The 15,575-nt window shown below is 42.1% G+C and carries 14 protein-coding genes; 2 read left to right on the forward strand and 12 right to left on the reverse strand.

Annotated elements, in window-relative coordinates; all coding sequences use genetic code 11:
* Positions 1-172 precede the first annotated feature (172 nt).
* Both MHH41_RS16155 and MHH41_RS16160 read left to right on the forward strand, forming a co-directional pair.
* Entirely contained in the window at positions 173-841 is a 669-nt protein-coding gene (locus tag MHH41_RS16155) for a YigZ family protein (protein ID WP_003212936.1), read from the forward strand.
* A complete protein-coding gene (locus tag MHH41_RS16160; RefSeq protein ID WP_212045589.1) occupies positions 826-1,914 on the forward strand; it encodes an LCP family protein in 1,089 nt (362 codons plus the stop codon). Before MHH41_RS16155 ends, MHH41_RS16160 begins: the two co-directional genes overlap by 16 nt.
* 34 nt (positions 1,915-1,948) lie before the next feature.
* Here the strand turns inward: MHH41_RS16160 and MHH41_RS16165 are convergent, their stop codons facing one another.
* The 12 genes from MHH41_RS16165 to MHH41_RS16220 form a co-directional block, all read right to left on the reverse strand.
* On the reverse strand, positions 1,949-3,016 hold the full coding sequence (locus MHH41_RS16165; RefSeq protein ID WP_003212692.1) for a glycosyltransferase family 4 protein: 1,068 nt from the start codon (positions 3,014-3,016) through the stop codon (positions 1,949-1,951).
* 134 nt (positions 3,017-3,150) lie between these two features.
* Positions 3,151-4,341: a teichuronic acid biosynthesis protein TuaH gene (tuaH, locus tag MHH41_RS16170; RefSeq protein ID WP_226805380.1), complete on the reverse strand. Its 1,191-nt coding sequence runs from the start codon at positions 4,339-4,341 to the stop codon at positions 3,151-3,153.
* Between the two features lie 25 nt (positions 4,342-4,366).
* Entirely contained in the window at positions 4,367-5,122 is a 756-nt protein-coding gene (gene tuaG / locus MHH41_RS16175) for a teichuronic acid biosynthesis protein TuaG (protein WP_050944347.1), read from the reverse strand.
* Positions 5,123-5,146: 24 nt separating this feature from the next.
* Positions 5,147-5,824, reverse strand: a complete 678-nt coding sequence (gene tuaF / locus MHH41_RS16180) for a teichuronic acid biosynthesis protein TuaF (RefSeq protein ID WP_106030077.1) — start codon at positions 5,822-5,824, stop codon at positions 5,147-5,149.
* Positions 5,825-5,896: 72 nt separating this feature from the next.
* Complete coding sequence (tuaE, locus tag MHH41_RS16185) at positions 5,897-7,354, reverse strand: teichuronic acid biosynthesis protein TuaE (RefSeq protein WP_212045590.1); 1,458 nt, start codon at positions 7,352-7,354, stop codon at positions 5,897-5,899.
* A gap of 39 nt (positions 7,355-7,393) precedes the next feature.
* The gene (locus MHH41_RS16190) at positions 7,394-8,323 is read right to left on the reverse strand and encodes an NAD-dependent epimerase/dehydratase family protein (protein WP_106035662.1); all 930 of its coding nucleotides are present in this window, start codon (positions 8,321-8,323) and stop codon (positions 7,394-7,396) included.
* A gap of 14 nt (positions 8,324-8,337) precedes the next feature.
* Entirely contained in the window at positions 8,338-9,675 is a 1,338-nt protein-coding gene (tuaD, locus tag MHH41_RS16195; protein ID WP_137054332.1) for a UDP-glucose 6-dehydrogenase TuaD, read from the reverse strand.
* A gap of 75 nt (positions 9,676-9,750) precedes the next feature.
* Entirely contained in the window at positions 9,751-10,935 is a 1,185-nt protein-coding gene (gene tuaC, locus MHH41_RS16200) for a teichuronic acid biosynthesis protein TuaC (RefSeq protein ID WP_340866553.1), read from the reverse strand.
* A complete protein-coding gene (gene tuaB / locus MHH41_RS16205) occupies positions 10,932-12,383 on the reverse strand; it encodes a teichuronic acid biosynthesis protein TuaB (protein WP_340866554.1) in 1,452 nt (483 codons plus the stop codon). The genes tuaC and tuaB overlap by 4 nt, the downstream gene beginning before the upstream one ends.
* A gap of 18 nt (positions 12,384-12,401) precedes the next feature.
* Entirely contained in the window at positions 12,402-13,061 is a 660-nt protein-coding gene (locus MHH41_RS16210; protein ID WP_289408640.1) for a sugar transferase, read from the reverse strand.
* Between the two features lie 198 nt (positions 13,062-13,259).
* Positions 13,260-13,847 (reverse strand): hypothetical protein, encoded by a 588-nt coding sequence (locus MHH41_RS16215; protein WP_223251195.1) that lies wholly within the window; start codon positions 13,845-13,847, stop codon positions 13,260-13,262.
* Between the two features lie 222 nt (positions 13,848-14,069).
* A complete protein-coding gene (locus MHH41_RS16220; protein WP_044140362.1) occupies positions 14,070-15,560 on the reverse strand; it encodes an N-acetylmuramoyl-L-alanine amidase in 1,491 nt (496 codons plus the stop codon).
* Positions 15,561-15,575: the final 15 nt, after the last annotated feature.

Below are 15,575 nucleotides of genomic sequence, written 5' to 3' on the forward strand. Positions count from 1 at the left end.
CATTGATCTGCATTTTATGTCGAATTATAATGAAAGAATGCGTATAAATCATGAAGTTTTTATGACGACCCTTTTTCTACCCCTATCATCATAACAAAATACGCTGTAAAATTCTAAAATCAATGCAAATTTTCTCTAGTCTTACAATTTGCTTTTCAGGAGGGTATGTCTTTTGCTGCATCGCTATCTTACAGTAAAAAGTCGTGGCGAGCATGAGATCGTCATTGAAAAATCACGTTTTATTTGTCATATACAGCGTGCTGTCTCAGAAGAAGAAGCACAAGCATTTATACAATCCATTAAAAAACAACATTGGAATGCCACACATAATTGTTCTGCCTATCTCATTGGAGAACATGACCTGATTCAAAAAGCGAATGATGATGGTGAACCAAGTGGTACAGCAGGTGTGCCAATGCTTGAAGTGTTAAAAAAACGGAAGCTGAAAGATACAGTCGTAGTAGTCACTCGTTATTTCGGCGGTATTAAGCTAGGCGCCGGTGGATTGATTCGTGCCTACGGAAAATCTGTATCAGAAGCCATCAACCATGTTGGGATGGTAGAGCGCTGTTTAATGCGTACGATGCACACAACAATAGATTATACATGGCTTGGAAAGGTAGAGAATGAGCTTAGAGCCTCATCTTTTCAGCTAAAAGAAATTCATTATGCAGAAGATGTTATTTTTGAGACGTATGTAGAAGAAACACAAACAGAGCAGTTCATTGAATGGATGACTGAGCTGACAAATGGAAAGAGTGTTACAAAAGAAGGCGAACTGATTTATTTAGAAAAGGACATTGGTCCGATAAAGGAGACAGATGAATGGCACAACGAGTAAAAGTGCGTGTACGAAAGAAAAAGAGTAAGAAGAAGAAAATTTTCAAACGTATCCTGGTTTTATTTTTGCTTCTTATCATCTGCATGGGCGGATTTGCAGTCTATAAAATAGTCAATACACTTCAAGCCGCTGACAAAACATATGACGAACTAAACCGCGGAGAGAAATCGAAGCTTCGTGATGCGGTCATTGATATTAAAAAGAAACCCTTCTCTGTACTTTTTGTCGGAATTGAGGATTATGCCACAGATGGTGATCATGGCCGTTCAGATTCACTTATTGTCGCAACAATTAACCCTCAAGACAAAACGATGAAAATGGTTAGTATCCCCCGTGACACACGCGTACAGCTTGCAAGTGACACGACAGGAAGTAAAGAAAAGATCAATGCAGCATATGCTAAAGGCGGTAAAGACGAAACGATTGAAACTGTCGAACAATTCTTGAATATTCCGATTGATAAATATGCGACCGTTGATTTTGACGGATTCAAGGATGTCATTGATGAAGTCGGTGGAATTGATATCGATGTTCCATTTGACTTCAATGAAAAAAGTGATGTGAAAAAATCGAAAAAGATTTATTTCAAAAAAGGCAATATGCATTTAAACGGGGAAGAAGCACTTGCTTACGCGCGGATGAGAAAACAAGATCCACGCGGTGATTTCGGACGTAATGATCGTCAGAAACAAATTTTACGTGCAATGATTGATCAAATGTCGAAGGCAAATAACATCGCGAACGTGGATAATATCGCTAAAGAAGTCAGTGATCATATTACGACCAACTTCCGTATCACAGAAGGTCTAGCGCTTCAGCAAATCTACAGCGGGTTTAAGGGAGACGACACAGAAACACTTTCTATTAAAGGGTCGGATCTTTATTTAGGACCAAATCGAACGTATTACTTTGAGCCAGATCAAACCAATCTAGCTAACGTACAAAATGCATTACGGACGCATTTAAAGCTTCCTACTGAATCTTCGACTGAAACAGATTCACAAACCAATCCATCCTCTGGTGAAACAGGATCAAGTGATACAACTAATCCTTCCAGCACATCAGGACAATAATAAAACAGCCCAGTTCCTAGGAACGGGCTGTTTTTTATTGTCTTTTCACCATTCGTTTATAGAATTTCGTAAATGGTTTGAACTCTTCGTTGACCAAACCCGTGACTTCCGCAATCACTTGCATAAACATCACCAGTAAAAAGATAATGATCAGCGATAACCAAATGGTCGCGCTTGTCAGCAAAATCGCACTTAAGCTAAAGACTAAGCCAATCATGTAAATCACGATGACAGCCATGCGATGGGACAAGCCAAAGGCCATTAGTCTATGATGAATATGGGATTTGTCCGGTGATGAAATGGGCTGTTTGTTTAATATGCGTCTAATGATTGCAAAGGTCGTATCAAATATAGGAACACCTAGAATGATCACAGGAACAACAACACTAAACAAAGTGACACTTTTGTATAACCCTAAAAGTGACAGCACCGAAATCATATAGCCTAAAAATAGCGAACCGGTATCTCCCATAAAAATCTTCGCCGGATGGAAGTTGTAAAAGAGAAAGCCGATCGTACTGCCAATGACGACAAGAGATAAAGAAAGAATCAGAATCTTATCAGCAGAAAATGCCATCACTGCAATCGTTGATAAACCGATGACAGAAATACCGGCAGCTAGTCCATCAAGGCCGTCAATTAAATTAATGGCATTTGTGATACCCACAATCCATAGCACGGTGAGGGGATATGCCATCCAGCCTAACTCAATTCGATCTGTTAAAAAAGGAACAGAGAAGAAGTCCATTTTTAAGCCCGTGCTCACAATCAAACAAGCAACTAGGACTTGTACGAGAAATTTAAATCTTGCACTTAAATTATATTTATCATCAAATATACCTAAAATGACGATGAGTACGGCACCAACTGAAATTGCTGTAATTTTATTATGTAGAAACAGCCCGCCTGCTAATGCTCCAGCCGCTACTCCAATAAAAATTGCCAAACCACCCATTCGAGGCATTACTTTATCATGAACTTTTCGTTTATTCGGCTGGTCCACTGCACCAATCTTAATTGCAAACTTTTTGACGATTGGTGTCACAATTAAAACTGTAGCCAGAGAGACAAAAAACGCTAATAAGGCGCGTTCGTAATCCATAGGTCAGTCTCCTTCTAAATTGAAATCTGTATTTTGTATATTGGCCGCTCTTTCCATTATACAATTGAATAGAGGATGATCACAAGCTCCCCCTGTGAGGAAGAAACAAATAAAAACGCACAATCCCGAATGAATTATGCGTTTTCTTTAATATTCGTTAGTTCCACCATGTTTGTGAACAGCGCGTGCCAATCTTTTTTCTTCGCTCGGCTTTGTCTTAGATGTCTATAGCTCGTGTCGTCTTTTTTGCTGATCACTTTCAGACAGGCTTCTACGAAGAGCGCAGGATCATCGCCCTCTAAATATTCATACACATCCTTCTCTTTTAGCCTTTCCGTTGATGGGAGATTTAAACCGACAACCGGTATTCCAGCGGCTAAAAATTCATAAAGCTTGAGAGGGAACACCGCTTGATTGTAAGGGGATTGTTTATATGGCATCATACCTACATCAATTAGCTTCATATAAGCAGGCACTTCTTCTGGAGCAACAGCACCTGTCCAAATCACATTAGGCAGTTTGAGTGCATGCTGAAAAGATGGATCTCCATTCGTTCCATCCGGACCGACAAATAAAAATGTCCAATCAGGCCGCATGCGAGCAGCTTCAGCCATCATGTCAAAATCGAGCTTTGGCTTGATTCCTCCGATAAAACCAAGCACAGTCCCTTCTCTTCCTTCCAGCACATCTTCTTTGCACGGAAGATTGCTTTTCGCAAACACATCGTATTCGACGCCATTTTCCACCGTAAACACATCTTTCGGTTCTCCCATAAGACGTTTTTTGATTTGATCGTGTAAATATTGAGAAGAGCATGTAATGCTGTGTGCGTATTTAATGATTCGATTTTCTGCTTTGACAATGACACGCTGCCTCATATAAGAAAGGATGTTATGGTTGCCGCTTATCGGCTCTCCCCACAGGTCACTGCAATCATAGACAATATGTTTCCATTCAAATAAAGAAGATAAGAGCGGAAAGCCCGGAAACGTATACCATAAACAAACAGCGATCCCCTTCTTCTCCTCATGCCGCAAATGTTCAAGGAGAGGGGATAATTTATGAATATAGAACATGTCTTGATATCGACCAAAGCGAAATAATTTGCTCTTGAGCACATCAGGAATGGTCAATTGCTTCATTCGATCTGTTATGGGCTGAAAGGGAGCTGTATGACGAGATGATGACGGGCATACCCAGATGACCTCTTTTGTTTCTGGATCAGATGCTAGAAATTCGGCCAGCCGATGCCGTCTGTACCTCAGTCCGTCCTGTCCCCATTCTCCCGTCGCTACGACAACATGTATGATCGAGTCTGCTTTCACCTTTATCACCTTTTTTCCCTTCTGTTTATAAGCGCTTCTTCACAGCATTTGTCGCATAGTGCATAAAACACCAAGACGCTTTGACAAAATGAAGCTGCTCAATTTCTCTGTAGACAAACCACGTTTTTTTCGCTGCTTTCCACTTGTTACTAGAGATGGAGTTCCCAACGATGCGATATTCACTGAGCGGTTCACTCATACCATAGGCTGTAAATCCTCTTTTTAATATAGACAGCCATGTAGCTAAATCCTGCCTTGTGCGAATGTTCGGCATTTCCACATGTCCTACCTTTTGAAGATCAAGCATGACCGTTAAACAGCCTATAATGGTGTTTTTCAGGGCTTCATTATAGTCTAATCTCGCTGGCGCAGTGACGGTTTTTTCTAATGGTTCTCCGTTTTCTGCAATGATGTCATATGCCGTAAATGTAAAGGCATAATCATTTGTCAGCATGAAGTCTACCTGTTTTTCAAGCTTCGTCTCTTTCCACATATCATCGCTGTCTAAAAAAGCGATAAAGCGTCCTTTTGCCTGTTTGATGGCTGCGTTTCTAGCAATGGCAGCTCCCCCATTTTCCTCTAAATAAATGACGTTGATTCTGTCGTCCGCTTGACTTAAATCCCCTAATAGCTTTCGAGTTCCATCTGTAGAACAATCATCTGCAATGATCAGCTCCCAATTGGAATAGGTTTGGGCAAGGACGGAATGAACTGTATCCGTTAAATAACGTTCCGCATTATACGCAGGTGTAATGATGGATACTAACGGTTGATTGTTCACCTAAGACTCATCTCCAGTTCATTATTAAGATTCTTTGAACACTTCGGGTAAGACCACAAACATAAGCGAGATACTAAAGCCAATGACAAGCCCAAGAAGTGCCCGTTTTTTGGCTGACATGCCTTTATTGCCTTCATCAAGTACTTGTGCAGGATCAACAATTTTTGCCTGTTTCATTCCAAGCTTTGTTGACTCCAATTCATATAAGAATCGTTCTTTATCGACTTTGGAATCATTGCTGACCGATTCGTCTTCAAGAGCAGCTAATCTACTTTCAATCACCTGCTGCCTTTTTGTAAATAATGCTTTATCTTGCTTGAGAAATGTATCCGACACTTGCTTCACGACAGCCAAAGCACGATCCTTATCGGCATCCGTGAAAGACAGCTGTAATTGTGTATCTGATTGATTAGTAAGGATGAGACGAGTTTTCACATCCTGTCTTTCTTCTTCTTTCACATCACTGAGTGCTTCATTTAGAAATGCATCGCTTTTTAATAGAGATGTCACTTCTGCCATGTTGTTATACACCCCATCATCATATTTACCGAGAGTGAGAGTAACAGCAGCTGTGTAACTAGACTGCTGCGTAGTTCCTTTAGCAAAAAAGAAACCAAAGGCGCCTAATACGACAGGCAGCAGTATGAGCCATACGATGTACTTTTTGATTCGCTTCCCTATCCTAGATATGAAACCAGACATGTTCATTCTCCCAACATTGACGTATTTGCTCTTTCACTAGTGTAGCCATACAAACGCAGCATCACACACGGTTTACCATAGCTTGAGTCGTTGTTTGTTTTTCAACATATTCACCGCTGCGATCACCAGTCCTAAAAATACCCAATGGAAATATAAATTCGAGACAGAGCTAGGACTGATACTTGAAACGAGAAAGCTCAGCATGGCTGCAAACAACCCCTCAATGATCATTTTTGCCGATCTTGTGTCAGCCCATTGGTATTGTTTGTACAGTGTGAACATGAGATAGGCGTATACAGAGATATAGCCCAGCATGACTGCAAATCCGAAGTTCGTCATCAATTCCAGCAGCCAATTGTGCACTTCTACGACCTGGTCTGTGTCAAAGATCGAAAAGTGAGCTAAGTAGTAAGACACATTCCCCGCTCCAACTCCGAATCCGTATGAATTCGTAAAGAAGTGCCAAGCATTTTTGATTAAATTCGCTCTCGCGATGTTAGACGGGAGTGGTTCACTAAAAGAATGCGCGACCTGAGAAGCGAGAAACAAGTCATAAAAGACCGAATAAATCTTAGCTGAAAAAACAGCGATACCGATGACGACAAGTCCGCTTGCTGCAATGATTGACCACTTTTTGAGAAAACGCGGCAGCAGCAGCCACACATAGATCGCCACTCCTGCAAATATCCCAAGCAGACTAGCGCGGGATTCGGTTAACAAAATGAGATACAGCGCGGCGATTGCACCTAATAATCCAAACGCTTTGATGTAACCGTTTTTCATTTGACGCATGCATGCTAGATATAAGAAGAAACTAATCGATAAAAACGTTGCAAAGTCATTCTGATTAAAAAAGACAGATGTAGGATAGTGCTGTTTATACGCTGGCCCTAGATACAATGAGGTATTCGGTAAATGGTTCAATGTAAAATGATTATAGAACCCAATCCCCATCACAAACACAGTCATGACCAGCCAAATGCTATAAAAGGTCACCACTTGATCCATTCGCTGAATATACATGACGACTAGAAAGACAAATCCCATCCCCATTGCAAGAAGGGACATATATTTCAGGCCGTCTGTGACAGAATGAGCCCAAAGCAGTGAGATGAGACCGTAAAGAAACCATACAGCGAAAAAACCAAGAATTCCTTTGACACGAATCTGCTGCCACTGCGATATGTACGTCCCCTGATCTCTCATCCGCCATATAAATAAAGCAAAGGCGGCGATGAGCATGATACGGTAGAGAAAAAGACTAAAGAATCCTGCACTAATAGAAAAGAAAGCGTTGTTGAGAAAGGTCAATGTAATCAAAAGATAGATGACTGACATGAAGATTTGCTCACCATTCATGTACAGCTTCATCAACACGAGAGCAGCCGACAGGATCAGAAGTATAACTGGAACAGCCACCATCTTCTTTAACCCGACGGGCTGCGCGGCTGCCATTTGTACAAGACCGATCCCTGCTGCAAACAATATACATCCAATCATGATTTGCCATGCTGTATGCTTCACACTCATACCCATTTTCCTCCTAAGCAACCCATCCGATTTGAGGGATTAAGCCTTGACTTCCTGTTCATAGTAGGAAATGGTACGAGCCAAACCTTCCTGTAAACTCACAACAGGCTCCCATGCTAAGACTTGTTTCGTTTCCTCATTTGCCAATGTACTATGCACAATATCTCCTGCACGCTGCGGCTTGTAAATTGGTTCAAGATGCGACCTCGTTACTCGCTTCATCGTTTGAAACAGCTCATTCACAGTGATTGAATCACCACACGAGATATTTAAACAAACGTTTGATTGAGCTGTTAAAGCCGCAACATTAGCCGCTGCTAGATCACCTACATAGATGAAATCTCTTGTTTGTTCTCCGTCTCCGAAAATGAAAGGAGCCTCATCCTTTGCAAACTTATCAGAGAAAATAGAGACAACCCCGCCTTCGCCAAGTGCATCTTGTCGCGGACCATAAACATTGCTATACCGAAGAATACAATAGTCCACATCATACAGTGATTTTGCCATTTCTAAGTATCGCTCTACTGTGAGTTTCGATAAACCATAAGGCGAACCAGGCTTTAGCCGGTGAGCGGTATCCACTGGCAAATACACTGGATCTCCATAGACAGCTGCCGATGAGGCAAATACCACCTTCTCCACCCCTGCTTCAGCCGCTGCTTTCATGACGTGCAGGGACCCTTTGATATTGACCTCTTCGTCATAAACGAAATTCTGAACAGACACGGCGACACTCACCTGTGCTGCAAGGTGAATGATATAATCCGGTCTTATTTGTTTGATCAAATCGACCGTTTCTGATTTTGTGACATCTGCCTCAATGCATTGAACGGAAAGGTGGGCAATATTTCCCCGAGATCCAGTTGAAAAGTTATCAAGAACGATGGGCTCGTAGCCTTTTTCTAGTAAAGCCTCTACCGTGTGTGATCCAATAAATCCGCTTCCCCCAGTAACCAATACTTTCTTCATCCAAGCTCCCCCTGTTATTGTGCCTTTGATACCAATTCTGCTTCCCATACGCCTGGGCGGCCGATAGACTGGTAAATAAATCCTCTCTCTTTCATTTCTGCTGGATCAAACAAATTCCTTCCATCAATTACAATCGGTGAACGAAGCAGCTGCTTGATTTGATCTTTATCCATCTTCTGTACGTCATCCCATTCTGTTAGGATGAGGCAAGCATCCGTATCTTTTACTGTTTCATACAGGTCATTACTGAAGACAGCCTGCGGGCCAAGCTCTCGTTCTGCTTCTACATAAGCAACCGGATCATAGGCCTTCACAAAAGCACCCAGCTCTCTCAGCATTGGGATAATGTCTAATGCAGGTGCAGAACGCATATCATTCGTATTCGGTTTGAATGCGAGACCTAAAACAGAGATGGTTTTTCCTCTAATATCACCGAATACACTCATCAATTTGCTGACAAGGTGCGCTCTTTGGTGATTGTTCGTTTCAATCACGGACTCGATCAGCTTGAACCGGTAGCCAGCTGTTTCGGCAATTTTGAGAAGAGCCATCGTGTCTTTCGGGAAACAAGACCCACCAAATCCAATGCCCGCTTTTAAAAATTTATGCCCGATACGGCTGTCTAATCCAACGCCTTCGCTAACTTTTTCAACATCAGCGCCCACCCGCTCGCAAATATTTGCAATGTCATTGATGAATGAGATTTTTGTGGCAAGCATGGCATTTGCAGCATACTTAATCATTTCAGCACTTTCTAAATTGGTCTCCACAACCTCTGTTTGAAACGGATCATGCAATCTTTTGATGATGGTCGACGCATGGGTGCTTGTCGAGCCGATTACTGCCCGCTCCATATTCATCGTGTCTTGGATGGCAGATCCTTCTCTGAGAAACTCTGGATTGGATACGACATCAAAAGGATATTTACTGCGCGATGCTTTTTCGACAATGGCTTGAACGAGCCGGCCTGTTCCAACGGGTACTGTGCTTTTATTGACGATGATTTTATAGCCATTTAGATGTTCACCAATTGTTTGAGCGACAGCTTTCACGTACGTTAAATCTGCTTCCCCCTGTGCTGTCATCGGAGTCCCTACAGCAATATAGATAATCTCTGATTCCCGGATAGCAGCAGGAATATTGGTTGTAAAAAACAGTCTTCCTTCTTCCGTATTCTTTTCAATCAATTCCTTTAAACCCGGTTCATAAATGGGAACGACACCACTTTTTAAGCTGTTGATTTTTGATTCATCGATGTCACAGCAGATGACACGATTTCCGATATCAGCAAAACAAGTACCCGATACTAACCCGACATACCCTGTTCCAATCACAGCAATTTTCTTCAACATTTTTCATCCTCTCAGTAAAAGCATATTGTCCGTTCCAAGCTGTTTATCTATCATTCTTTGCACATTTCATCTTGTTTAAACGATGGATCTTGATTGATGAAGCACCTTTTCATATTGCTGTATGAGCTGCTTCGTATTATTTGCTGATGAGTATTCTGTATGAACGATTTGATGAAGATCGCTTTTCACTTGCTCATTCCATCTGTTTTCATAAAGGTAGGCGTGAATGGCCTCTTTCAGCTGACTTGTCGAACGTGGTTCAATGAGCAGGTGTTGATAGCTAGAAAATAAGGTTGGGAGACCGCCAACTCGTGTCGCAATGACAGGTACTTTTAAAGCGAGCGCCTCTAGGACGACGGTAGGCATCCCTTCACTATAAGAAGGAAGTGCAAACAGGTCGGATGCGATTAAGTAGTCTTTCACCTGCTCATTCGGCACCTGCCCTGGGAGTAGAATAGATGCTCCAGCCCGTTCTGTGAGCTCCTTTGCAAGGGGACCTTTTCCAACAAAAACTGCTTTCACACCATCCAAGCCGCTGACAGCATCAGCTAATTCAAGTAAGCCCTTCTCTTTGACTAATCGCCCGACGAAGACAACGAGCTTGTCGTGAAGGGGTAAGCCTAACTTTTTCCTGATGACTTGTTGATCTTCTTCCGTTTTAGAAAATGACTGGAGCGGAATACCGAGCGGGAGGCATTTCGCTTCTACCTTTGTCATGTCATTTGTCTTTTTAGCAAGCTCCTCGCTCACCGTCAGAACAGCAGATGCCTGTTTCACCGCCGTTTCAAAGGCTGCATGTGCCCCTTTGCTATAGCCCGGATACACGTTCACATCACTGCCATGTAAGGTCAAAAGATAAGGAATTTGCGTTTTTTTCTGAATCACAGCCGCCGCTCCGCCAGATGGCATCGCAAAGTGAGCATGGATAAAATCTGGTGACAGCTGATAACGCTGCATGGCGCTGAGAACAGTAGAAGCTATTCGTTTACTCGGCAGTGCCCATTTCAGCTGTCCAGGGAGCGCTGTATAGGGCGGCCTGTATACGGTCACTCCGTTTCTCACTTCCTGCTCGGGCAGATCCTTTTTCTGCCGATAGGACGCCTTCAGCATCCGCAAAACCGGTGGATTGACCGGGTTGGGACAGATGACGGTCACTTGTATTCCTTGTTTGAGCAGCTCCTGCACTTGCGTTTCATGGAATACGCCTTCACTTGGATGTTTTTCACTAGGATATACACTTGTCAGCCACAGCACCTTCATGACGAACGACCTCTTCTCAATAATTTGCCTGCCACCTGCGGATACATTTTGATGAGCAGCAAGCCATACAATGCTGCGCTGACACAAATCGTCAATCCTAATTGAAGTAAAATGTCGGCTGACGTCAGCTTCATGCCTTGATGCAGGGCTACCGCACAGGCGGCCATCAATAGCGTCATAGCAGCAGGCTTGCCAAGTGATTTTAAATAAACCTTCATATCTAGCTGAATGACATACGCCATGAGCCATCTGCCGACAATGAAGTTGAGCAGGCTGACACCTGAGTAAACCCAAGCTACTGTGAGCAGACTGCCTGTGCTGACACCTGCGTATAAGGCGCATCCATACACAAGAAGCATCCCCGTATCCCAATAAAAGGCTAAGTCCGCTCTCCCTTTTGCAAGGAGTATTGACCCGTTTGGATTCATCAGCACACGCAGAAGGCCGACAATGCACAATATATTAAGAACCGGAACAGCTACGAGCCATTTCTCGCCAAACACTACTTCTATAAAGCTATCTGATACGGCAGCAAGACCGATTAATAACGGAAAGCTAATCAATGCGAGCATATTCGTCATACTGAGGAAGCCCTCTCGCAGCATGGAGTGATCTCGCTGACTTTTTGCGAAAACCGGGAAAGCCACTCTCGTCACGATTGGGTTAATCTTTAGCACGGGGATCGTCACGATTTGATACGCCAAGCTATAAATACCTAACGCTTCTGCTCCTAGAAACCGGCCGATTAAAATCATGTCTATGTTCGATCCTGCTCGATTGACTAGTCTGGATGCGAGCTGGAATGCACCGAATGAGAAAAATTCTTTCACTTCTCCTAATGCAAAAACAGGTGCTGGGCGCCACTTCTTCCAATAAGCTGCGGCATACATAAGCCCTTTTCCAGATTGCAGAAGCACTTGAGAAATGACATAGGCTACAATCGGATTGATGAAGAAGGCCAAAGCGAGTAAAACAAACAGCGATATCATAGTTGCAATGGCTTCAATGGCACTTAATGTTTTAAAGGCTAAGTCCTTTTGCATCATGTATTGGTATTGCTGGCCGATTGGTGCAATCAGAAACATGATCGATAATAGTTTGAGCAAACCCTCCAGCTCTGGCCGGTTATAAAAGGCGGCAATCATTGGGCTTACTAGAATGAGTAAACAGAATAAGATAATGCCAGTGAGTAAGTTGATCCAATATAATGTAGATAATTGACGTTCTGTTGTTTGTTCCTTTTGGATGATCGCTGCCCCAATCCCTAGATCAAGTAAAATCTGCGTAAATATTGTGACAGTTGTGATCATGCCAACGAGTCCAAACTCTTTCAGTGACATCACGTTCCCTAAAAAGGCGAACTGTGCAATTTGGATGATCGTAATGATGAATGCGGACAAGCTTGTCCATTTTGCCCCGCCTAGTATGTGTTTTTTCATACTTGCCATTTCTCTTCCCTACTTTACTTATCTGGCTCCGTCACCCGTCATGATGACTTTTAACGTTTTTACCATAATCTTCGTGTCGAGAGAAAATGTCAAGTTTTGAATATACTGTAAGTCGTGTGTTAATTTTTCACTTGGACTCATTTCATATCCTCCATTTACTTGTGCAAGACCTGTCAGTCCCGGCTTGACCGTTAATCTTTTCGTAAAACCTGGAATCGTCCGATTAAATTCTGCGGTAAACATCGGTCTTTCCGGACGCGGACCTACGATACTCATTTCTCCTTTTAACACGTTGATGAATTGAGGGAGTTCATCGATTCTTGTTTTACGAATGAAGGCTCCCACTTTGGTGATACGTGGGTCGTTTTTTTGTGCCCATTTCGCTCCTCCGCTTTCAGCATCGGTTCTCATCGATCTGAGCTTCCATAATTTAAAGTAAACACCGTCTTTCCCGACCCTCTCCTGCATATAAAAGGCTGGTCCCGATGTTTCCAGCTTAATCAAAAGAGCAAACAGCAAAATGATTGGCGTACTCAACATCAATCCGATGAACGAGAACATTAAATCTATGAAACGTTTTGCAAATAAATAACGAACCATATGTTCTGTTAAGGCAAAAGAGTGGTTTCGTCTCACTTCATATTCTCTATAAAGATTCATCGCTTTCTCTGCACTCACTGACCTGCACCTCACCATTCAAAGTAGTTGTTGTGTAAAGAGATGTTCTATGAAAGTCAGTTTAGCAGAGCAACATTAAGCAAATGTAAATGCGCTGTTAAGTCTTGTAAAACTGTGTTAAGAATGTGCACTTATATCAAGTTATGCCCTTTTCAACGTAAAAAAGACCCGCAATTCTGCGGGTCTCTGGGTCTTTTTTTATTTTGCTTTAACGGATTCGATCGTTTTTAATCGAAGGGTTCCGTTTGCATCTTTTGTATAAGTGACTTTCACTTTTGATTCTTCTTTTAAGCTGTTCACTTGTTTAGAAAACGTATTTCCGAATTGAATAGCAACTTCTTTGCCATCAATGTTCACAGCAATGGTATGTCCATCAGCCAAGCCGACATATGTGCCTTCCTTAGTAACTTCATTTTTCTTATTTGTTGTTGATTCTTTCTTTGTTTTAGAATCAGTTTTTGATTGTTCCTTAGTAGGTTCTTCTTTTGTGATTTCTTTACTTGAGCTGTCTTTTGCGTCTTCATCAGATTGACCAGATTGCTCTTCTTTTGGAGCAACTGTTTCTTTGCTTTGATCATCTGCTTTTTCATTTGATGACTGATCTTCTGTTTTTTCCTTTTTCTCTGAAGCATTTTCTTTCTTTTGATCAGCTGCTTCGGTTGTTTCCTTTTTGCTGTCATCCTTATTGTTGTCGCTTGATTGATTTGTTGTGCCGCATGCTGTGAGTAGTACACCTAGAAGCAATACTAGAAACGGCATTGTGATTAATTTTTTCAAAATTGTCACCTCTTCATGATTTGTCGATTGGCTGTCGCTTAGATTCATGCGTAAACCATTCACCTTTTATGTTTCAATTATAACAAAGATAACTAGAAATGAAATGTATTTTTAACTTGACACATTATTGACGACCCGATCACTTCATAGACTTTTGAAAAAAGGCTGCCGAGAGACGTTCTCGAGCAGCCTAAGAGGAGTATCTGAGGCACCCCTCATGTTTGTATTTTCTTATCTAAAGTAACCTGACACACCGCTTGAAATGCCTGACGCTAAACGATCTTTATACGTAGCCGATTTCAAGATGTTTGAATCAACTGGACTTGACACAAAACCAGTTTCTAAAAGAACACTCGGCATTTTAGAATATTTAATCACGTAGAATCCAGCTGTTTTCACACCACGGTCTCTTGTACCAAGTGCACTGACCATTTTCGGCTGAATGTTTTGCGCAAGCTTCAAGCTGTTTGCAGACGCATATGTTTTGTCATAATACGTTTCTGTTCCGTTTGCACTGCTGTTATCATTTGAGTTTGCATGGACACTAATGAAGATATCTGCATTTGCTGACGCACCTTTGCTCACTCGTGTTTGAAGACTGTCAAATGTGTCTGATGTTCTTGACATGGTAACAAGTGCACCCGCGTTGTTTAATTTCGTATTTAAACGCTTAGCTACATCTAAATTCAAGTTCTTTTCATATAACCCGTAGCCTACAGCTCCTGAATCATGTGCGCCATGACCTGGGTCAATGAATACTTTTTTCCCGACGACAGGGTTTTTCAATTGATTCACAACAGTTGGTGTCACCGTATTTGCACTACCTACGACAGTGAATTTGGTGATTTTTTTACTGCTAATGGTTGCTCTTGTTACTTTTGGTAATGTTTTTTCATTCGTTAGAAGCAATGCTTTGTTTTGCTTCGCTGCGATCCCTGCAGCAGAAGATGAAGTGGCGTAGCCAAACCCTCTTCCTACATAGGTATTGTTCGTGCTCATATTATACTTTTTCACAATATTAGCGGCAACGTCATAACGAGTGGAGCCTTTAATTCGTGTTGGAGATTTCAATTGATTATAAGCTGCTTTTGTGACGTAATTTTCTCCGCCGACTACAATGGTTTGTTTGACATTGCTTGCTTTTGCAACAGATGCGATTTCAGAACGAAGTCCCTTTTTATCTGTGTAGAGAATCGGGAAACCTTTTTGTGCTGCTACCGGTGCAATTGCAATCCCATGAGCATAGAAGGAACCTTCAACGACAACGACGCCTGCTGGCTTTTTCATTTTCTTCGCGATATTTGCAGATAGCTCATATCGATTTTTTCCTGAAATACGTTGTGTAGAGATGCCCATCTTCTTCACTTCATTGATTACGTTATTTGACACACTTGATGTACTGCCTAAAACGATCACTGTCTTTGTTTTTAAAGCCTTTAGGGCTTTTTTCGTATCACCTGAAAGACTCTTACTGTTTGTATAAAGAACTGGTCCATTTTTTTGGTGTGCAAGTGGAATCCCTGCTGTGGCATCTGCATACGCAGTTTTCCCTACTATTACGACTGTACTTGCAGTTCCCCATCCCTTTTTCGCTACGTTTGCTGCTACAGCATATCTGCTTCCGCCATCAATTCGTGAGACTGAATTATCTGCTGAAGCTGTTGGAACAATAACGAAAATGGCGATGAGGCTGAGGATGGCTGTTTTCATGATTGAGCGCATCATCTATGTCCTCCT

It is taken from the genome of Bacillus sp. FSL K6-1145 (assembly GCF_038003425.1).
In the GTDB taxonomy this organism is placed as follows: Bacteria; Bacillota; Bacilli; order Bacillales; family Bacillaceae; genus Bacillus; species Bacillus pumilus.